21 protein-coding genes are annotated in these 18,660 nt (G+C 73.2%); 12 read left to right on the forward strand and 9 right to left on the reverse strand.

Annotated elements, in window-relative coordinates; genetic code table 11:
* The first annotated feature begins 156 nt into the window (after positions 1–156).
* From ACFYR0_RS08630 to ACFYR0_RS08660, 7 genes are all read left to right on the forward strand, one after another.
* Entirely contained in the window at positions 157–453 is a 297-nt protein-coding gene (locus ACFYR0_RS08630; RefSeq protein WP_389323403.1) for a hypothetical protein, read from the forward strand.
* A gap of 153 nt (positions 454–606) precedes the next feature.
* Positions 607–1,692 (forward strand): S-(hydroxymethyl)mycothiol dehydrogenase, encoded by a 1,086-nt coding sequence (locus ACFYR0_RS08635; RefSeq protein ID WP_389323406.1) that lies wholly within the window; start codon positions 607–609, stop codon positions 1,690–1,692.
* Positions 1,689–2,321, forward strand: a complete 633-nt coding sequence (locus ACFYR0_RS08640) for an MBL fold metallo-hydrolase (protein WP_389323409.1) — start codon at positions 1,689–1,691, stop codon at positions 2,319–2,321. The genes ACFYR0_RS08635 and ACFYR0_RS08640 overlap by 4 nt, the downstream gene beginning before the upstream one ends.
* Before the next feature lie 107 nt (positions 2,322–2,428).
* Positions 2,429–3,343, forward strand: coding sequence for an SDR family oxidoreductase (locus tag ACFYR0_RS08645; protein ID WP_389323412.1), 915 nt, complete (start codon positions 2,429–2,431; stop codon positions 3,341–3,343).
* 209 nt (positions 3,344–3,552) lie between these two features.
* Positions 3,553–3,864, forward strand: a complete 312-nt coding sequence (locus ACFYR0_RS08650; protein WP_389323415.1) for a hypothetical protein — start codon at positions 3,553–3,555, stop codon at positions 3,862–3,864.
* 53 nt (positions 3,865–3,917) lie between these two features.
* Positions 3,918–4,613, forward strand: coding sequence for a L,D-transpeptidase family protein (locus ACFYR0_RS08655; protein WP_389323418.1), 696 nt, complete (start codon positions 3,918–3,920; stop codon positions 4,611–4,613).
* A 171-nt stretch (positions 4,614–4,784) separates the two neighbouring features.
* Entirely contained in the window at positions 4,785–4,970 is a 186-nt protein-coding gene (locus ACFYR0_RS08660; RefSeq protein ID WP_389323421.1) for a hypothetical protein, read from the forward strand.
* 7 nt (positions 4,971–4,977) lie between these two features.
* Here ACFYR0_RS08660 and ACFYR0_RS08665 read toward each other — a convergent pair whose 3' ends face one another.
* The 3 genes from ACFYR0_RS08665 to ACFYR0_RS08675 all read right to left on the reverse strand — a co-directional run bounded on the left by ACFYR0_RS08665 (position 4,978) and on the right by ACFYR0_RS08675 (position 7,488).
* Positions 4,978–6,342, reverse strand: coding sequence for a S1 family peptidase (locus ACFYR0_RS08665; protein WP_389323424.1), 1,365 nt, complete (start codon positions 6,340–6,342; stop codon positions 4,978–4,980).
* Between the two features lie 107 nt (positions 6,343–6,449).
* The gene (locus tag ACFYR0_RS08670; protein WP_389323427.1) at positions 6,450–7,280 is read right to left on the reverse strand and encodes an SAM-dependent methyltransferase; all 831 of its coding nucleotides are present in this window, start codon (positions 7,278–7,280) and stop codon (positions 6,450–6,452) included.
* Positions 7,281–7,338: 58 nt separating this feature from the next.
* Positions 7,339–7,488, reverse strand: a complete 150-nt coding sequence (locus tag ACFYR0_RS08675; RefSeq protein ID WP_389323430.1) for a hypothetical protein — start codon at positions 7,486–7,488, stop codon at positions 7,339–7,341.
* Positions 7,489–7,669: 181 nt separating this feature from the next.
* Here ACFYR0_RS08675 and ACFYR0_RS08680 point away from each other — a divergent pair, with 181 nt between their 5' ends.
* A complete protein-coding gene (locus ACFYR0_RS08680) occupies positions 7,670–8,059 on the forward strand; it encodes a PPOX class F420-dependent oxidoreductase (protein WP_389323433.1) in 390 nt (129 codons plus the stop codon).
* Between the two features lie 13 nt (positions 8,060–8,072).
* Here the strand turns inward: ACFYR0_RS08680 and ACFYR0_RS08685 are convergent, their stop codons facing one another.
* Both ACFYR0_RS08685 and ACFYR0_RS08690 read right to left on the reverse strand, forming a co-directional pair.
* Positions 8,073–8,504: a Zn-ribbon domain-containing OB-fold protein gene (locus ACFYR0_RS08685; protein WP_389323436.1), complete on the reverse strand. Its 432-nt coding sequence runs from the start codon at positions 8,502–8,504 to the stop codon at positions 8,073–8,075.
* A 172-nt stretch (positions 8,505–8,676) separates the two neighbouring features.
* Positions 8,677–9,414, reverse strand: a complete 738-nt coding sequence (locus ACFYR0_RS08690; RefSeq protein WP_389323439.1) for a TetR family transcriptional regulator — start codon at positions 9,412–9,414, stop codon at positions 8,677–8,679.
* A 177-nt stretch (positions 9,415–9,591) separates the two neighbouring features.
* On the opposite strand from ACFYR0_RS08690, the gene ACFYR0_RS08695 reads away from it, so the two are divergent.
* Positions 9,592–10,422, forward strand: coding sequence for a hypothetical protein (locus ACFYR0_RS08695; protein WP_389323442.1), 831 nt, complete (start codon positions 9,592–9,594; stop codon positions 10,420–10,422).
* A 214-nt stretch (positions 10,423–10,636) separates the two neighbouring features.
* On the opposite strand, the gene ACFYR0_RS08700 is transcribed toward ACFYR0_RS08695, so the two are convergent.
* From ACFYR0_RS08700 to ACFYR0_RS08715, 4 genes are all read right to left on the reverse strand, one after another.
* A complete protein-coding gene (locus ACFYR0_RS08700; RefSeq protein WP_389323445.1) occupies positions 10,637–11,020 on the reverse strand; it encodes a hypothetical protein in 384 nt (127 codons plus the stop codon).
* Between the two features lie 255 nt (positions 11,021–11,275).
* On the reverse strand, positions 11,276–12,193 hold the full coding sequence (locus tag ACFYR0_RS08705) for a MurR/RpiR family transcriptional regulator (protein WP_386380104.1): 918 nt from the start codon (positions 12,191–12,193) through the stop codon (positions 11,276–11,278).
* A 171-nt stretch (positions 12,194–12,364) separates the two neighbouring features.
* Positions 12,365–13,993 (reverse strand): glycosyltransferase family 39 protein, encoded by a 1,629-nt coding sequence (locus ACFYR0_RS08710; RefSeq protein ID WP_389323450.1) that lies wholly within the window; start codon positions 13,991–13,993, stop codon positions 12,365–12,367.
* Between the two features lie 386 nt (positions 13,994–14,379).
* Positions 14,380–15,033: a nucleoside/nucleotide kinase family protein gene (locus tag ACFYR0_RS08715; RefSeq protein ID WP_389323453.1), complete on the reverse strand. Its 654-nt coding sequence runs from the start codon at positions 15,031–15,033 to the stop codon at positions 14,380–14,382.
* Positions 15,034–15,143: 110 nt separating this feature from the next.
* On the opposite strand from ACFYR0_RS08715, the gene ACFYR0_RS08720 reads away from it, so the two are divergent.
* From ACFYR0_RS08720 to ACFYR0_RS08730, 3 genes are all read left to right on the forward strand, one after another.
* Positions 15,144–15,884: an HAD family hydrolase gene (locus ACFYR0_RS08720; RefSeq protein ID WP_389323456.1), complete on the forward strand. Its 741-nt coding sequence runs from the start codon at positions 15,144–15,146 to the stop codon at positions 15,882–15,884.
* A 274-nt stretch (positions 15,885–16,158) separates the two neighbouring features.
* The gene (locus tag ACFYR0_RS08725; protein ID WP_389323459.1) at positions 16,159–17,619 is read left to right on the forward strand and encodes a hypothetical protein; all 1,461 of its coding nucleotides are present in this window, start codon (positions 16,159–16,161) and stop codon (positions 17,617–17,619) included.
* Positions 17,620–17,703: 84 nt separating this feature from the next.
* A complete protein-coding gene (locus ACFYR0_RS08730) occupies positions 17,704–18,651 on the forward strand; it encodes a YbhN family protein (RefSeq protein WP_389323462.1) in 948 nt (315 codons plus the stop codon).
* Positions 18,652–18,660 lie beyond the last annotated feature (9 nt).

The following is an 18,660-nucleotide window of genomic DNA, read 5'->3' on the forward strand; positions in this document are numbered from 1 at the left end:
GGCGGGATCCGTACCGTACGGAGGCGGGATCCGTACCGTACGGCGGCGGGATGCGCACCGCACGGGTGAACGAGGGCACCGGGGCCGGTCTCCGCCTGACGGGTGAGTGGCGGCCGCGGACCGTGTCCGGCGCGGGCGACGGGCGTTGCTGAGGGCATGATCTCTCCTCGTCGTATTCTCGCCGCCGCGTGCCTCGCCGCCGGGGTCACCGCCATCGCCGCGCCCGCGGCGAGCGCGGCGGACGCGGTCGCCCAGCCCGACGGCAAGCTGAGCCCGCTCAGCACCCTGGACTCGCTCGCCGTCAGCGACATCCCCGAGCAGCACCAGGAGACGCTCCCGCGGCCGTCCGACCAGGTGCGGCAGCTGAGCCGGCTGAACGACCTCAGCCAGCTCCAGCAGGTCACCGACCTGGCCGCCCCGGTCACCGGGCTGCTGCCCGGCCTCGAGTACTGATCCCGGCACCGCACACCGAGCCTCCCGCCCGCCCGGCCGCGTCCCGACGCGGCCGGGCGTGTTGTGTCCGCCGTCCGCTTCCGCAGTGGCGATTCGCGCGTAGGGTCGGGCGCAGGGACACAGCGTCCGCAGACGGAAGGGGACCCAGCAGCCATGGCGCAGGAAGTACGCGGCGTGATCGCACCCGGCAAGGACGAGCCGGTCCGAGTGGAGACGATCGTCGTGCCCGACCCGGGCCCCGGCGAGGCCGTGGTGCGGATCCAGGCCTGCGGCGTCTGTCACACGGACCTGCACTACAAACAGGGTGGAATCAGCGACGAGTTCCCCTTCCTGCTCGGCCACGAGGCCGCGGGCGTCGTGGAGTCGGTGGGCGACGGCGTCGAGGACGTGGCGCCCGGCGACTTCGTGATCCTCAACTGGCGTGCGGTGTGCGGACGTTGCCGGGCCTGTCTGCGCGGCCGTCCCTGGTACTGCTTCGACACCCACAACGCGAAGCAGCGCATGACCCTCACCGACGGCCGGGAACTCTCCCCGGCGCTCGGCATCGGCGCGTTCGCCGAGAAGACCCTGGTCCACGCGGGCCAGTGCACCAAGGTCGACCCGGACGTCTCCCCGGCCGTCGCCGGCCTGCTGGGCTGCGGGGTCATGGCGGGCATCGGCGCCGCGCTCAACACCGGCCACGTCGGCCGGGGCGACACGGTCGCCGTGATCGGCTGCGGCGGCGTCGGCTGCGCCGCCGTCGCGGGCGCGAACCTGGCCGGAGCGGCGAAGGTCATCGCCGTCGACATCGACGGCCGCAAGCTCGACAAGGCGCGCTCGCTGGGCGCCACCCACACCGTCAACTCCAAGGACACCGACGCCGTCGAGGCGATCCGGGAGCTGACCGGCGGGTTCGGCGCCGACGTCGTCATCGAGGCGGTCGGCCGCCCCGAGACCTACCGCCAGGCCTTCTACGCCCGCGACCTGGCCGGCACCGTCGTCCTGGTCGGCGTACCCACGCCGGAGATGAAGCTCGAACTGCCCCTGCTGGACGTCTTCGGACGCGGCGGGTCCCTCAAGTCCTCCTGGTACGGCGACTGTCTGCCCTCGCGCGACTTCCCCATGCTGATCGATCTGCACCGCCAGGGCCGCCTGGACCTGGGCGCGTTCGTCACCGAGACCATCGGACTCGACGAGGTGGAGAAGGCGTTCGAGCGGATGCACCAGGGCGACGTGCTGCGCTCGGTGGTGGTGCTGTGACCGCCCCGCGCATCGAACGCCTGGTGACCTCGGGCCAGTTCACGCTGGACGGCGGCACCTGGGATGTCGACAACAACGTCTGGCTGGTCGGCGACGACCACGAGGTCGTCGTCGTCGACGCCGCCCACGACGTCGACGCCATCGCCGCGGCCGTCGGCTCCCGCAGGCTGACGGCCATCGTGTGCACCCACGCCCACAACGACCACATCGGCGCCGCGCCCGCCCTCGCCGAGCGCACCGGCGCCACGATCTGGCTGCACGCCGACGACCTGCCGCTGTGGCGCCAGACCCACCCGGAGCGCGAGCCGGACGCCTGGCTGCGCGACGGCCAGGTCATCGAGGCCGCGGGCGCCGACCTCAGGGTGCTGCACACCCCGGGCCACGCACCCGGCGCGGTGTGCCTGTACGACCCCGGCCTCGGCGCGGTGTTCACCGGGGACACCCTCTTCCAGGGCGGACCGGGCGCGACCGGGCGCTCCTGGTCGCACTTCCCGACGATCATCGACTCCATCCGCGACCGGCTGCTGACCCTGCCGCCCGAGACGAAGGTGCTCACCGGCCACGGCGACGCCACGACCATCGGAGCCGAGGCCCCGCACCTGAAGGAGTGGATCGACCGCGGCCACTGACGACCGCGGCATCCAGGTGAACCCGACGTAAAAGGCGACAGGAGGTGTCCGGATGAACGGGCAGTCTCGAAGCACGTGAGAGCACGAGCGAGAGGCCGCCGAAGGACATGGACAAGCCGTTGCAGGGCAAGGTGGCGCTCGTCGCCGGGGCGACCCGGGGCGCGGGCCGGGGGATCGCCGTCGAACTGGGAGCGGCGGGCGCCACCGTGTACGTCACCGGGCGCACCACCCGCGAACGCCGCTCCGAGTACGACCGTCCCGAGACCATCGAGGACACCGCGGACCTGGTCACCGAGGCGGGCGGCGAGGGCGTCGCCGTGCCCACCGACCACCTGGAGGCCGACCGGGTGCGCGCCCTGGTCGAGCGCATCGACACCGAGCGCGGGCGCCTGGACGTCCTGGTGAACGACATCTGGGGCGGCGAGAACCTCTTCGAGTGGGAGTCGCCGGTCTGGGAGCACGACCTCGACAACGGACTGCGGATGCTCAGGCTGGCCGTCGACACGCACGCGATCACCAGCCACCACGCCCTCCCGCTGCTGCTGCGCCACCCCGGCGGTCTGGTCGTGGAGATGACCGACGGCACGGCCGAGTACAACGGCAGGAACTACCGCAACTCCTTCTTCTACGACCTGGCGAAGACGGCCGTGCTGCGCATGGGCTTCGCCCTCGGCGAGGAGCTCGGCCCGCGCGGGGCGACCGCCGTCGCGCTCACCCCGGGCTGGCTGCGCTCGGAGATGATGCTGGAGCATTTCGGCGTCCGCGAGGACAACTGGCGCGACGCGCTGGAGCGGGTGCCCCACTTCGCCATCTCCGAGACCCCGCGCTACGTCGGCCGGGCGGTCGTCGCGCTCGCCGCCGACCCGGCGGTCGCCCGCTTCAACGGCCGGTCCCTCTCCAGCGGCGGTCTCGCCCAGGTCTACGGCTTCACCGACCTCGACGGCACCCGCCCGGACGCCTGGCGATACCTGGTCGAGGTCTCCGACCCGGGCAAGCCGGCGGACACGACGGGCTACCGCTGACCGACACGACACGGCTCGCCCTGGCGCGTCCGTGACTTCCGTACGCTCTTCACCGCCACCACGCTCAGCCGACTCGGCACGAACGTCGGCCATGCGGCCGTCCCGCTGGTGGCCGTGGCCGCGCTCGACGCGGGCCCCGGCGAGGTAGGTGCGCTCGCCGCGCGGACGGGCCCCGGCTGTGGGCCGCCGGGGCGGGCCGGGTGCCGGCGATGGCCAGGACCGGCACGGAGAACATCCTCTCGGTGAGCCTGCGCCGGCGGATGACGCCGGACGAACTGCCCGGCCGGATGAACGCCACCTTCCGGTCCGTGCTCACCGGCGCGCTCGCCGCCGGGGCCGCACTGCCGGGGCTGCTCGGCGAGATGGCGGGGGTGCGCGTGACGCTGTGGGCGGGCGCCGTGGGGGCCTCGCCCGTGCTCCTGTCCCCGCTGCGCGTCCCCGTCGCGCCGGGGGTGGCCCATGTCACCGTTTCGTTGCGAAACGCCCGGGGATGCAACCCCGGGCCGGCGGAGCCGGTCTAGGGCACAGAGTCGCACGGCACACGTGCGCCGTACCGGGAAGGTCGGAACCACCCATGGGGGACATACGCAGACGAGGAGCCGCCGTCGTCGGGGCGGGTGCGCTGATGGCGCCGCTCGCCCTCGGTCTCGGCGCCGCTCCCGCGCAGGCCGCGAGCTGCACCACGCAGACCGGGCCCTACCAGAAGAAGGTCGAGAAGTTCCTCGGACTTCCGGTCGACGGCGTGCAGTCGCCCGCCGACTGCACGAAGATCAAGGCCTTCCAGGACAAGCACGGCATCAAGCCGAACATCGGCTACGCGGGCCCCGTCACCTGGGGCGTGATGGACCTCATGCTCAAGCAGCGGGCCGTGGGGAACAACCCCAACAAGGACGGCAGGTGCCCGACGAACAAGGGCCGTATCGCCTGTGTGAACCTCACGCTGCAGATCAGCTGGATCCAGGACGGCAGCCGGCTCGTGTACGGCCCGGTGCCGGTGCGCACCGGCCGCAACGGCTACGAGACCCGGACCGGACTGAAGAAGATCTACTGGCGTGACATCGACCATGTCTCGTCGATCTACGACGTCCCCATGCCCTACAGCCAGTTCTTCGACGGCGGCCAGGCCTTCCACTCGGTGAAGGTGAGCATGTGGAACCCGCCGGGCTCGCACGGCTGCGTCAATATGACGACGACCACAGCCAAGAAGTACTGGGGCCTGCTGAAGAAGGGCGACGACGTCTTCGTGTACGGCCGCAAGCCGGGCACCTGAGCCGAAGCCGGGCAGGTCGGGGCCGTGAACCGCACGCGGGTCGGGCCCCGTCCACCCTCTGGACACTTGAATTCCGCTCGAAGTCCGGGCCGCTCGGACGTGATCAGCGACACGGTCCGATATGCCCGGCTTGTACATCCTTACTCACACGGCCTTCACCACTGGCGCCGTATGCTTCACAGCATGTCCACCAGTGTTGAAACCGTTTCCGAGCGATCGGCCGCGGAGGTCAACGAGGAGATCCGGGCGCTGTGGCGCCGGGCGGGCGGGACACTGACCATCGAGCAGCGCGAGGAATACCAGCGGCTCGTGATGGAGTGGGCCGCCGTGGCCCCGCAGCAGACGCGGGCGGCGTGAGCGCCGCTCACCCCCAGGTCGCCGAGTAGTACCTGCGATAGGCCTGGCGGTCCTGTTCCGCGCGGATGAACCGCGTGGCGGCGAGGGCCACCAGGCTTCCGGCGATGATCAGCAACCCCGGCCCCACGTTCCTGGGGTCGGCCAGCCTCGACAGCAGCGTCGACGCCTGAACCCCGTTCACCGGCGCCGACGCCCCCGGCGTGGTGCCACCGGGCGCGACCGCGCCCGTGCCCGCCGGGCCCGAACCGCCGTTCTGCGCGGGCGCGCCGCCGCCCTGCTGCTGTCCCGCGCCGATCAGCCGGACGTCCAGCACCTCCATGGCCTCGGTCACCGGCTGGAAGAACGTCGTACCGCCCACCGTGCAGTCGCCGCTGCCGCCCGAGGTGATGCCCAGCGCGATGCCCTCGGAGAACAACGGGCCGCCGCTGTCACCGGGTTCGGCGCACACGTCCGTCTCGATGAGGCCGCTCACGCTGCCCTCGGGGTAGTTGACGGTCACATCGAGGTTGCGGACCACCCCGTCGTCCAGGCCGCTGGTGCTGCCGCTGCGGAACACCCGCTGCCCGACCGAGGGTTCGGCCGTGCCCGTGATCCGCACCCCCTGGCCGCCGCCCACGTCCACCACGTCGGCGCCATCGCCCGCGCGGCCCCCGGCGTACGCCACCAGCGAGTAGTCGTCGCCGGGGAAGCTGTTGCGCACGGTCCGGCCGACCTCCTGGCTGCCCCGCGCGTCGGAGAACCACACCGAGCCGGTGGGCCCGCAGTGACCGGCCGTCAGGATGAAGTCCGAGCGGCCGTCCGTGACATTGAAGCCGGCCGAGCAGCGCCCCGCCGTGGACAGGATCGGCCGCGCCCCGTTCAGCCGGGTGGTGAAGACGCTGTCCGTGCGCTCCATGCGCACCGGGGCGCCGAGGTCGTCCGACAGGTCCTTCAGCTTGCCCCAGTCGGCTGCGGAGACCGTGGGGTCGGCCCGCAGCACCACCTCGTTGGCGCGGTAGTCCACCGCCCAGGCCGTGCCCGCCACCACCGGCATCGCGTTCAGGGCCGTGGTCGCCGACCTCAGCTCGCCGAGGCTGTGCGGGACGACCTTCGCCGTGGCACCCGCCTTCCGCACCTCGGCGGCGGCACGGGAGTCGGTGACCGCGACCACCGGCCGCCCGTCGGCGTCGATCCAGCTGCCCGCCGCCCGGGAGTCGCCGAGCCGGGCCACCAGGTCCGCCCCGGCGGCACCGGGCGCGGCCGTGACGGAGGCGTTCGGCGGGGCGGGCTCGCTCGCGACCGCCCTGCCGACCATGGTGCCTCCCAGAAGAAGGCCGCCGACGGCCGCCAGCCGTGTCACTCGCCGGACGATCCGTCGTCGTGCGTGCCCCATGCATGGCTCCAAAACCCCTCAAGGACGCGGCGTTCACACCGCGCGGGCGCTCCCGCAGTCGAGCGCCCACCCTCCATACGCACCGTGTCCCCGGGGTGTTCAGCCGGTCAGGCCTTGCGGGCCACCCCGCCGAACATCGCGACCTCCTCCGGCTCCGCGCCGTCCGTCCGCTCGGGCCGCCAGCGCGAGCAGGACACCACGCCCGGCTCCAGCAGGTCGAGCCCGTCGAAGAAGCGGGTCACGGCCTCGGGCGTGCGCTGGGTCAGCTTCGGGGTGCCGTGCTCGTTCCAGAACTTCACGGCCTCGTCCACGTCCGGCATCGACGGGCTGGTGATGGTGTGCGAGAGCACCAGGTGGCTGCCCGCGGGCAACGCGTCCGTGAGCCGCTTCACCAGGCCGTACGGGTCCTCGTCGTCGCCGATGAAGATGACCACGCCGAGCAGGATCAGCGCCACCGGCTTGCTGAAGTCCAGTGACCTGGAGGCGTGTTCGAGGATCGCGTCGACATTGCGCAGATCCTCGTCGAGGTAGTCGGTACGGCCCTCGTCGGTGCTGGTGAGCAGCGCGCGGGCGTGGGCCAGGACCAGCGGGTCGTTGTCGACGTAGACGATCCGCGACTCGGGGGCGGTCCGCTGGGCCACCTCATGGGTGTTGTCGGCGGTGGGCAGGCCCGTGCCGATGTCCAGGAACTGGCGGATGCCCCGGTCGGCGACCAGATGACGCACGGCCCGGCCCAGGAAGAGCCGGTCGGCGCGGGCGTACTCGCCGATTCCCGGGTGGAGTTGGCGGATCTGGTCACCGGCGGCGCGGTCGACCTCGTAGTTGTCCTTGCCGCCGAGCCAGTAGTTCCAGATCCGCGCGGTGTGCGGCTGCGAGGTGTTGATGCGGGCTCGCAGCTCCTCCATGGTGGGTTCTGCGGCCGCCGGGTTCTCGGTCACGGGATTCAGCTCCTGGGATGCCGGGTCGAAGCGGGGGGCAACGAGCAATCTAGACAGCTCAGTTGATCTCCGCCACATCCATGCCCGGTCGGGACCGGCTCGGTTCGTCGCCCCACACCGAATCGGTGCCGGCGGACGGCAGCAGCAGCGCGGTGAGCCGGGGGCCGCCGTGTCCGCCGAGCTGTGCGCCGTTCTCCCGGTCGGTCACACCACGGCTCCCTGTCCTGGGCCCTGGAGCCATGGTCCCGCACCAGCCGCCGGTCGGGACAGCGCCGGGACCCAGGGCGCTTCTGACGGATCTCCGCGGCGTCGCGACGCCCGGTACGCCCGCACCGGACGCCGCTCCTGCTCCCACGGAGATCCATCAGAAGGGACCTAGACTGCCGGGCATGGACACCACCACACTCGACCGGCTCGCCGCGGGGAAGTACCTCCTGGTCACCAGCTACCGCAAGAACGGCACGCCGGTCCCGACCCCGGTGTGGGTCGTGCGTGACGGCGACGCGCTGGGAGTCTGGACGGCCGCCGACTCCTGGAAGGTGAAGCGGATCCGCAACCGGGCCGACGTCCTGGTCGGCCCCTGCGACCTGCGCGGCAACCCGACCGGCGAGCAGGTCCCCGGTACGGCCGAGATCTGCGACGAGGCGGCGAGCGCCCGCTACCGCAAGCTCGTCGCCCGCAAGTACGGCATCCTCGGCCGGCTCACCCTGCTCGGCAGCCGGCTGCGCCGCGGGAGCAAGGGAACCCTCGGCATCCGGGTCGTGCTCACCTCCGGCTGACACCGGGGTCCGGTCAGGTCCAGGCGCGGTAGGGCTCGTCGACCAGCTGGAACACGGGCTCGCCGCGCACCGGGTCCTTGGCCGTGGAGAGCCGGACGCGGTCGCCGCTGTGGATGCCGATGGGCGGGCCCATCACCCGCCCGCGGATCACGAAGCCCTCGGCCATCTCGATCAGCGACACATTGCGCGCGGCGGGGGTGTTGCGGTGCACCACCGTGGAGTGGCGGACCGTGCCGGCGCCCTCGCTGCGCTCGGTGCGCAGGTCGCTGCCCTGACAGACCGGACACAGCAGCCGGTGGTACATCGCGGTGCCGCACCAGTTGCAGCGCTGGAAGTGGATCGTCTCGGGGGCGGCCTCCGCGGCGCGGCCGACGGGACGGTGGTCGAGAAGGCCCGCGGCGAAGCCGCCCGCCTGCTGAGCGACGCTTCCTGAGTGGTGGTACACGCTGGTCAACTCCCTGCGCTCGGCCGGAATCCCGCACGCGGCAGGCCGCGCACGACTGTGCGCGGTTGACCGTGCCACCGTGCACGGCCACAGCGTATGGCACTGAGTGCCAGGCGTAAAGGTACTCGGTCCCAGTATTTTAGGTACTGGGTTCCAGGCGTTCTCCGGGGCCTCAGCCGCGGGTCAGCGTGGTCTCCAGTTCCTGGACCACGCGCCACAGCGGAGCGTCCCGCCGGGCGACCGCGATCACGACGTCCTCGGCCTCCGCGGTCCGTACGGCAGGTGCCGCCGGGCCCGTGTCGAACGCGGAACGCACCAGGCCCAGCGCGTGGTCCACCGCCACCTCCGGGTCGCTCGCGCCGTCGGAACGCAGCCAGGAACGCAGGGCGTTGTTGTGCGCGGCGACCACCGCGGCCGCGATCACATCGGCCCGGAGGGTCCCGTCCGGTCGGTGCCGCAGCCGCCGGCGCAGATAGTCGCCGAGCGCCCGCTGGTAGCGCCACACGACCGACAGTTCGTACGCCCGCAGGCCGGGCACCTTCCTGGTGAGCCGGTAGCGCTGGGCCGAGAAGCCCGGGTTCTCGGCGTACATCAGCAGCACCAGCCGGGCCGCGTCGCACGCCCGGCGCACCGGGTTTTCGGTGCTGTCGCCCTCGGCCAGGAACGCCGTCATGTCGGCCAGGCAGCGCTCGTGGTCGGGGAAGACCACGTCCTCCTTGGACGGGAAGTACCGGAAGAACGAACGCCGTCCGACACCGGCCAGGGCCACGATGTCGTCCACGGTGGTCCGTTCGTACCCCCGTTCCGTGAACAGCCGGAACGCCGCCTCGACCAGGGCGTCCCGCATGGGGGGCTTCCTGGCCGCGCCGGACCTCTCGTCGCGCCGGGGCGCCGTGCTGCTGGAGCTCATGGACGGGAAACGTAGCAGTCGGGAGGGGCCGGATGGCACTCAGTGCAGGCAGAGCAGGGAACTGAGTGCCCTTGATCACCCGGAGGGTTCCCACCTGCGCGTATACCGCCGGGAGCGGCCGAGTAGCCTGACCGGGCCCGGTGACCGCCCCGGGCGCGCACCATCGAGGAGGCCCGCATGACCGGCGCCCGGCACCGTCTGCTGTACGTCACCGACCTCTCCTATCCGGCGCGCGGGCGGCGCTACTGCGACGAGGACATCCGGCTCACCGCCCGGCTGCGGGAGGACTTCAACCTCGCCCTGTGCCATCCGCGTGACGCGGCGGCGCTGATGCAGGCCTTCGACGCCGTGGTCGTGCGCAACAGCGGCCCCGTCCTCGGCCACCTCGACGCCCACGACGACTTCCGCGCCCGCGCCCTGCGCGACGGGGTGCGGGTCTACAACCCGCTCGACGGCAGGGCGGACATGGCGGGCAAGCAGTATCTGCCGGACCTGAGCGCGGCCGGGTACCCGGTGATCCCGACCGTCGACCGCGCGGCCGACCTGCACCGGCTGCCGTCGGCCGGGCGTTATGTGATCAAGCCCAAGCTCGGCGCCGACTCCATAGGCCTGCGGATCGTCACCGCCGTCGGACCGGACGACGTGACCGACGGCGAGGTCCTGGTCCAGCCGTACATCGACTTCGCCTACGAGGTCTCCTTCTACTTCGTCGACCACGACTTCCAGTACGCGCTCCACGCGCCCGACCCGGACCGGCGCTGGGAGCTGCGGCCGTACGAACCGACCGCCGAGGACCTGGAGTTCGCCCGGTCCTTCATCGACTGGAACGGTCTCGCGCACGGCATCCAGCGCGTCGACGCCTGCCGGGCGCCCGGCGGCGAGCTGCTGCTGGTGGAGCTGGAGGACCTCAACCCGTATCTGTCGCTCGACGCCCTGCCGCAGGAGCGCCAGGACGCCTTCGTCGCGGCGATGTCCGCGTCCCTGCGGCGCTTCCTGGCCGAGGCCTGACGGGGCGCCCGGCCCCGACGCCGGCACCGACGCGGGCAGCCGACAGGCCCGGGCCTCAAGGGGAGTCGGCCCGGGCGTCGGCCCGGCTGAGCCCGGACCTGTGGGATGGGGAGCAGGTCCGAGCGGGGACCCAGCCGGCGTACAGGGGTGCGGCCCGGGCGGTCGGCGCCCGGCGGAAGAAGGTCCGGCGCGGCCGGTTGGGCCGACCGGGGCGTCAGCGCCCCGCGGCCGTGCGGTCGGCCAGGGCCTCGCTCACCGCCCGCACACTGCGCGCGATGTGCTGCAACTGCATGACCTCGGCCGCGTACAGCTTGATGGTGTGCTCGATGACCGACTCCGGCATGCCGAGCCGCGGCAGGTCGGCGCGGGCGGTCTGGAGTGCCGTGCGGGCGACCCGGATCTCCTGCTGGACCTGGATCTGCGCGTGCCGGGCCAGCAGGACGGGATGACGCATCAGCGCGGGATAACTGGCGTAGCGCGCCGGCACGAGCTCGCGCAGCCACTTGGCGGCCGAGCGCTCCCAGTCGTAACTGCCGGGAGTCTTGACCTGGCACGGCCAGTCCGGGCCTGTGCGCATCGTCATCATGGTCATGATCATCGCTTCCGGGTCGTGCGGCGTCGTGGGGATCTCGACGGGGTCGTGGGCGGCCCCGGCCTAGGGGATGACCGGGGCCGTCCACGGGGGCTATCGCAAGCGATGCCCGACCGGACATCCGGCTGCCGACGCGGGTAGGTGACGGCGGGGCCGGGTGTCCGCGACAGTATTTATATATACCGCCGGGTATGCAATAAGCATGAAAAAATTCATGCGGCATTTGCGGTGAAGCGTGCCGAAGAGAGGCCCTCGACGACCTCAGTCCTTGAGGAAGAATTGATGTTGCTCGGAGATCTGCTCGTACTCCTCGAGCCGCGCGTGGGTGCGCTCGGGGTCCGCGTCGGTCATGGCCTGGAGCAGGGCGGAGGCCATCAGGCCGGGTGCCGCGTAGGAGTCGAACACCAGCCGGGACCCGGTTCCGGTGGCGAAGGTGACGTCGGCCTCGTCGGCCAGCGGGCCGAGCGCCAGGTCGGTGATCAGCGCCACCCGCAGCCCCGCCCCGCGCGCCACCCGCACAGCGGTGAGGGTCTCCTGCGCGTGCCGGGGCATGGAGAACGCCAGCACCCAGGTGCCGCCCGCCTCGTGCGACTGGAGCAGCGCGTCGTAGGCGACACTGCCGCCGCGCGTCACCAGGCGTACGTCCGGATGGATGCGGCGGGCCGCGTAGGCGAAGTACTCGGCCAGCGAGGCGGAGATTCGCAGGCCTAGGACGGTCAGCGGGGTCGACTGCGACAGTTTGCGGCCGATGTCGATCAGCTGGCCGGGGGCGGCGAAGTCGCGGCGCAGGTTCTCCAGGTTCTCGATCTCCGCGTCCACCGCGGCCTGGAGCTCGTTGCCGGTCTCCTCGGTGACCGACGGCCCGCCGATCGAGCCCAGCGCGATGGCCTGCAACTTCTCGCGCAGCGCCGGGTAGCCGCTGAAGCCGACCGCCGCCGCGAACCGGGTCACCGACGGCTGGCTCACCCCGACCCGGTCCGCGAGGTCGGTGATCGACAGGAACGCGGCCTCGGTGAGGTGGTCGATCAGGTACTGGGCGATGCGACGCTGGCCGGGGGAGAGCCGTGGCCTGTCGAAGAGCGTCCTGAGCTGTGAGGCCGGCGCGGCCTCCTCCTCGGCGGCAGCCTTGCCCGAGCTGATCGCCGACGCCTGTGCGCGTGCTTGCTGCTGCGATGGCACCGGTGTGCCTCCTTCATTGCCCACAGACGTTCAACATAGCTCACCGAACCCTCTGACCAGCGCGCTAGCGACCCATCAGACGACGTTCACCCCGTCGCGCAGACGCCGCCCGTCGGGGCGTTGGGGACCTTCTGATGGATTCCGTGGCGTCGGAGATCCGTCAGAAGGGCCCTACCGCCGGTACACCGTGATGGAGTGACCCACGTCCTCCACCGCCCGGCTGCTGTCCAGCAGCTCGGCGAGACGCCCCCGTGCCTTCGCCGCCGCCGAGTCGGAGACGACCAGCAGTCCGCGCACCCGGTTCACGGGGACGTGCCGGGGGTCGGCCGCCCTGATCCCGTAGTGGGAGGGCACACCGCTGCCCTTGTAGACGAGCCACACACGCTGTCCGGGCCAGCGCTCGCGCAGCCGCTCGGCGAGCCTGCCCAGGTCCTGGCCCCAGTCGACGTTGGAGTCGTGCAGCCGCAGCCGGGTGGCGGCCGGACCGCCGAACGCCTCGTTGGAGTACGGCAGATAGAAGGGGTACGCCCGCACCGAGCTGACCGCGACGAACAGCGCCAGCGTCGCCGCCACGCCCGCCACCCACCGCCGTCCGAGCGCGAGCACCCCGGCCGCCGCCACCGCGAGGAACATCGGCAGGAACACCGCGTACCGCGTCCCGAAGTCCCGCGAGCCCCACATCGCCGCCGCCAGCAGCACCGCGGCGGGCGCCAGCAGATAGGGCGCGGCCGGCCGCAGCCGCCGTACGGCGAGCAGCGACACCGAGCCGGCCGTCCAGAGGGCGAGCATGCCCAGCGGGGTCTTCACCAGCAGCGCGGCCGGCAGGTAGTACCAGAGCGAGCCGGTGTAGAGGCGGCCGAACAGGAACCCCTTCCAGGGCCGGTTCTCCAGGGCGAACTGGATGCGCATCCCGTCCCGGAACGGCTCCGGCAGCGGCAGCAGACCGACCAGCGTCCCGCGCAGCCCCCGTACGTCCGGCACCTGCTCCGGTGCCCACCGCAGCCGCGGATCCACCGTCAGATACACCGCCCAGACGGTCGCCAGGGCGGTCAGCGCCACAACTCCCGCGCCCCACAGGGACCTTGCCGGTGAGCTCGCCCGTGTACCCGGCCGTGCGCGCCGTACGGAGAGCGCGGCCACGGCCAGCAGCACCGGCACCGCGGCCAGCGCGTTCATCCGGGTGGCGACGGCCGCCCCCAGCGCGACCCCCGCGAGCGGCAGATACGGCCGTGGACGGCGACGGGCCCGCCACGCCAGCCACGCCGACGTCAGCAGGAACCCGGCCGCGGGCACGTCCAGCGTGGCCAGCGAGCCGTGGGCGATGACGTCGGGGGAGAAGGCGTACAGCGCGAGCGCCGCCAACCCGCCGGCGGGACCCGTCAGTTCGCGGGCGAAGGCGAAGACCACCAGGCCGAACAGCAGGGTGAGCGCGATCACCGGGAGCCGGGCGCAGAGCATCACCCGCCACGGGTCGTTGCCCGACTCGTACAACAGCCGCCGCCCCAGCAGCCCTTGGTCGGCGGGCAGCGGCTGCTCCAGCCGGGGCCCGGCGAACGCCGCGCCGGCGCCGATCAGCAGCTTGCCCAGCGGCGGGTGCTCGGGGTTGTGACGCAGACTGTGTTCGCGCCACTGGGCGACGGCCGCGCCCACGTACACCGGCTCGTCGATGGTGGGGGTCTGCCGCACGGCCGTGGTCATCATGGCGAGAGCCATCTGCCCGAGCAGCACCGCCACGGCCAGGCGGACCGCCCGGCGCGACCGCAGCACACGCCGGAGCCCCATGAGCAGTGAACGCCGCATTACCCCACCTTCGCACCGGTCGCCGCGAGAAGACCGGAACCGCCCTTTAAGTCGCCCCCCGGGCAGGGATACGGGCGGAAGGCGGCCGGACACTCAAGCGCGAGCGATCACCGCGCCCGGCGCCCCGCACTACGGCACCGGCACATCCGTGCCGGCCGCGCGCTACGGCACCGATACATCCGTGCCGGCCGCGCTGTGGCACGACGCCGCTGTGTCGGCCGCGCGCTACGGCACGACGCCGCCGGGCCGGCCGCGCGCTACGGCACCGGCGCCGCCGAGCCGCCCCCCCCGCTACGGCACGACACCGCCAGGCCGGCCCCCCGCTACGGCACGACACCGCCAGGCCGGCCCCGCGCTACGGCACGACACCGCCGTGCCGCCCCCCGCTACGGCACCGGCACGGCCGTCCCCGGCACCACCAGGTCCGCCCGGTGCCGGGTCGTCGCGATCAGGTCGGCGTTGCGCTGGTCGGTGCCCAGCACCCAGGCGACCGCCTCCTCGTGGGCCTTGCCGAACTCCTCGTGCCGGGCGACCAGCCGTCCGATCCGCTCGGTCTCCTCCAGCTCGCAGAACCACACCTCGTCCAGCTCCGCCCGCACCCGCGCCCAGGCACCCGTCTCCAGCAGCAGGTAGTTGCCCTCCGTGACCACCAGCCGCGCCGACGGCGGCACCGGCACCGCGCCCGCCAGCGGCTGTTCCAGGTCCCGTTCAAAACCCGGCGCGTACACCGTGTCCGGGCCGTCCGCCTCCACCCGCAGACGCCGCAGCAGAGCCGCGTACCCTGCCGCGTCGAAGGTGTCCGGGGCGCCCTTGCGGCCGCGTCGGCCCAGCCGGTCCAGCTCCACGTCGGCGAGATGGAACCCGTCCATCGGGACATGCGCCACCCACGGCTCGCCCTCCGCCTCCAGCGCGCGGACCAGCCCCTCGGCCAGCGTCGTCTTGCCCGAGCCCGGAGCGCCCGCGATGCCCAGCAGGGCACGTCCGCCGCCCGCGGCGAGGGCACGGGCACGGTCGAGAAGGTCGTCGAAGGTCACAGCCACACGAGGGAGTCTCGCAGCCGCACCCGCGGCCCGCCCGGGACGTCCTGAAGTACACCCGACCGCGGGCGAGTCGGTGACAGGGAGCCGCCGAGCGGGCAAAGGTGACCTCTGTGACGGATCTCGGTCTCCCCGAAGGAATCCAGGCCTGCCTGTTCGACCTCGACGGCGTGGTGACGCAGACGGCCGTGGTGCACGCGGCCGCCTGGAAGGAGATGTTCGACGCCTTCCTGCGCGAGCGCGACGGGCCCGGCTTCCGGCCGTTCGACGCGGTCGGGGAGTACGCCGAGCACGTGGACGGACGCCCCCGCGCCGACGGCGTGCGCACCTTCCTCGCGGCGCGCGGCATCACCCTGCCCGACGGCGGCCCGGACGACCCGCCGGCGGCGGACACCGTGCACGGCCTCGGCAACCGCAAGAACGCCCTGCTGCTGGAGAGGATCCGCACCGGCGGTGTCCAGGCGTACGACGGCACACTGCGCTACATCGACGCGGTGCGCGCCGCGGGGATGCGCACCGCCGTCGTCTCGGCCAGCGCCAACTGCCGCGACGTGCTGCGCGCGGTCCACGCCGAGGACCTGTTCGACGTACGGATCGACGGGGTCGTGGCCGCCGAACGAGGCCTGCCCGGCAAGCCCCGCCCCGACACCTTCCTCGCCGCCGCCCGCGACCTGGGCGTGGCGGCGGAACAAGCGGCGGTGTTCGAGGACGCGCTGGCCGGCATGGACGCCGGGCGCTCCGGCGGCTTCGGCTATGTCGTCGGCCTCGACCGCACCGGACAGGCCGAAGCGCTGTACGCGCACGGCGCCGACATCGTCGTGCGGGACCTCGCCGAACTGGGGGACACGGCGTGATCGACCACCACGCCCACCGGTCCCGGCGCCGGTGCCGCTCCCGCCGCCGCGACAGCCCGGGCACCGCCGCCCGGACAGCCGCCGACGGCACGGGCGGAGGTCCCGCGGACCCAGCCCCTCAGGGCCGCGGGACCTCGTCGGGTCCGACCCGGGTCATGCGGTCGGCCGTACGGCGGTCGGCGCGTGCCGGTGAAGTGGGTTAGTTTTTGCTTGTTTTCCCTGATACCAGCAGACCGTCCGGCGAGCCGTGCGAGCCGTGGGGGAGGGACAGGCGATGGCCGACACCGCGAGCGCCACCCGCGCCGGGACCCTGCGCCTGGCCCGCCCCGGCCCGACCGCGCTCGTCGCGGCCGGCTTCGTACTGGTCCAACTCCTGCTGGTCTCCCCGCGCATGGGCCTCGGCTGGGACGAGATCGTCTACGTCAGCCAGGTCGACGAGCACGCCCCCGCGGCCTTCTTCAGCGCACCCCGCGCCCGCGGGGTCACCCTGCTGGTGGCGCCGATCGCCTCCTGGTCGGACTCCGTCGCCCTGCTGCGCGTCTACCTCGCCGTCCTCGCCGGACTCGGTCTGTACCTGGCGCTGCGCGCCTGGCGCGGCCTGTTCCCCGAACGGGTCCTCGCCGCCGCGGGCGCCCTGTTCGCCACCCTGTGGGTGACCCTCTTCTACGGCCCGCAGGCCATGCCCAACCACTGGGTCGCGCTCGGCGCCCTGAGCTGCGCCGGCTGCCTGCTGCGGGCCCGCGCCGACCGTCACGACCGGGCGGCCCTGTGGGGCGTCGCCGCGAGCGCCGCCCTGATGGCGCTGATGCGGCCCGCCGACGCGGTCTGGGTGACCGTGCCGCTGCTCGTCCTCGCCCTCGCGGTACGGCGGTGGCGGCTGCTCGCCGCCCTCCTCGGGGGCCTCGCCGCCGGAGCGGCCGACTGGGTGATCGAGGCCCGCGTCAGCCACGGCGGCCTCGGCGAGCGGCTCGACGAGGCCTCCCGCATCCAGGGCGGCCTCGGCTGGAACGTCGCGGTCGGCGACCAGCTGCGCGGTCTCGCCGGCCGCACCCTGTGCCGGCCCTGCACCGGCGAACTGCCCCACCCGGTGATCACCCTGTGGTGGCTCGCGCTGCCCCTGCTGGCCGGGTTCGCCCTCTGGACCGCCGTCCGGGCCCGGCGCACCGAACGCACCCTCGTCCCGCTGGTCTGCGCCTGCACCGCCGCCTTCCCCTATCTGTTCATGATCGGCTACGCGGCACCGCGCTTCCTGCTGCCCGCCTACGCCCTGGTCGCGATCCCCGTCGCGGACGCGCTGTGGCATCTGGCGCGGGGCCCGCACGGCACCCCGCGGCCCCTCGTCACGGCCCTGGTCCTCGTCGCGGTCGCCGGGCACCTCGGCGTGCAGTTCCTCATAGCCCGGCACGTGGCCGAGCGCAGCGAGGGCGACCGCCGGGACTGGGCGCGCACGGCGGGCGAACTCCACCGGCTGGGCGTCCGCCCGCCCTGTCTGCTCACCGGCCACCAGGCCATCCCGCTCGCCCACTACACGGGCTGCGCCTCCGCCAACACCCACGGCCACAACGCCAACACCACCGACGCGGACGTCCTGCGCACCGCCCGCCGGATCCCGGTCGCCACGCTGAGCAGGCCCGGCGGACCACCGCCCGGCTACGCCCGCTCCTGGCCAGAGCACCGCTTCGGGGGGTTCGACGTGCGCGTGGCACCGGCGGTCCGGGAGGACACGGCCGGATGAGAACACCGCGCCGCTTGACGATCCGGGACGGCGGATCCGTATGAGGGGACAGCCGTGGAGGGTCGTCCCGGAGGGCAAAGCCGTATGACCTCGCAGCAGTACACCACCGTCGCCCCGACTCGCGGGCGCGCCTACTGGCGCACCGCGGGCTCGCTCGCCGTCGTGTCGGTCGCCGCGTTCCTCGCCCACCGGCACTGGCCGGTGCTGGAGAGTGGGGCGCTGCGGCTGGCCGTCGCCGACCAGGGGTGGCTGCTGGTGGGCGCGGCCGCGACACTGCTGACCTGGATGTTCTCGGCACTGGCCCAACAGGGCGCGATCGCGCGGCCGTTGCCGCCGAGGCGACTGGTGGCCACGCAGTTCGCCGCCTCGGCCGCCAACCATCTGCTGCCGGCGGGCCTCGGGGCGGGCGCGGTGAACCTGCGCTTCCTGACGCGCTGCGGAATCCCCTGCGCCCGTGCCATGACCGCGCTCGGGGTGAAGGCCGCCGCGGGTGCCCTGGTCCGCGGCGTCCTCATCGTCGTGCTGGCGCTCGCCTGCCCGGGTGTCCTCCAGGTGCCGCGTGTGCCGCCCGCGGTGGTGGCCGTCGTCCTCGCGGTGGCCGTCTCCCTGGCCCTGCTGTCGGCCGGCCCGCTCGCGCCCCGCTGCCGACGGGCGCTGGCGGGGGTGCGCGCGGACCTCCGGGAGGTGCACGGGCGCCCGTCGCGGGCGGCGGCTTTGTGGGGCGGCTCGCTGGCCTTCGCGCTGCTGCACGTGGCGATCCTGGTCGCCGTCACCGAGGCCGTCGCCCTGCCGCTGGGGCCCGCCCGGGTCGCCCTGCTCTACCTCGCGGCGAGCAGCGCGGCGGCCCTGCTGCCCTCGCCGGGCGGCCTCGGCTCGCTGGACGCGGTGCTCGCCCTGGCGCTGACGGCGGCCGGAGCCCCCGTCGACGCGGCCGCCTCCGCCGTCATGGGATACCGGCTGCTCACCGTCTGGCTGCCGCTGCTCCCCGGCCTGCTGGTGCTGGGACTGCTGCTGCGCCGCCGGGCGCTGTGACCCCCGCGG

It is taken from the genome of Streptomyces sp. NPDC005017 (genome assembly GCF_042873115.1).
GTDB lineage: Bacteria > Actinomycetota > Actinomycetes > Streptomycetales > Streptomycetaceae > Streptomyces.

Bases quoted from the DNA above. Each gene is read 5' to 3' on its own strand.
- ACFYR0_RS08630 (WP_389323403.1), top strand. From the start codon at position 157: ATGATCTCTCCTCGTCGTATTCTCGCCGCCGCGTGCCTCGCCGCCGGG.
- ACFYR0_RS08635 (WP_389323406.1), top strand. From the start codon at position 607: ATGGCGCAGGAAGTACGCGGCGTGATCGCACCCGGCAAGGACGAGCCG.
- ACFYR0_RS08645 (WP_389323412.1), top strand. From the start codon at position 2,429: ATGGACAAGCCGTTGCAGGGCAAGGTGGCGCTCGTCGCCGGGGCGACC.
- ACFYR0_RS08650 (WP_389323415.1), top strand. From the start codon at position 3,553: ATGGCCAGGACCGGCACGGAGAACATCCTCTCGGTGAGCCTGCGCCGG.
- ACFYR0_RS08655 (WP_389323418.1), top strand. From the start codon at position 3,918: ATGGGGGACATACGCAGACGAGGAGCCGCCGTCGTCGGGGCGGGTGCG.
- ACFYR0_RS08660 (WP_389323421.1), top strand. From the start codon at position 4,785: ATGCTTCACAGCATGTCCACCAGTGTTGAAACCGTTTCCGAGCGATCG.
- ACFYR0_RS08665 (WP_389323424.1), bottom strand. From the start codon at position 6,342: ATGGGGCACGCACGACGACGGATCGTCCGGCGAGTGACACGGCTGGCG.
- ACFYR0_RS08680 (WP_389323433.1), top strand. From the start codon at position 7,670: ATGGACACCACCACACTCGACCGGCTCGCCGCGGGGAAGTACCTCCTG.
- ACFYR0_RS08690 (WP_389323439.1), bottom strand. From the start codon at position 9,414: ATGAGCTCCAGCAGCACGGCGCCCCGGCGCGACGAGAGGTCCGGCGCG.
- ACFYR0_RS08695 (WP_389323442.1), top strand. From the start codon at position 9,592: ATGACCGGCGCCCGGCACCGTCTGCTGTACGTCACCGACCTCTCCTAT.
- ACFYR0_RS08700 (WP_389323445.1), bottom strand. From the start codon at position 11,020: ATGATCATGACCATGATGACGATGCGCACAGGCCCGGACTGGCCGTGC.
- ACFYR0_RS08710 (WP_389323450.1), bottom strand. From the start codon at position 13,993: ATGCGGCGTTCACTGCTCATGGGGCTCCGGCGTGTGCTGCGGTCGCGC.
- ACFYR0_RS08725 (WP_389323459.1), top strand. From the start codon at position 16,159: ATGGCCGACACCGCGAGCGCCACCCGCGCCGGGACCCTGCGCCTGGCC.
- ACFYR0_RS08730 (WP_389323462.1), top strand. From the start codon at position 17,704: ATGACCTCGCAGCAGTACACCACCGTCGCCCCGACTCGCGGGCGCGCC.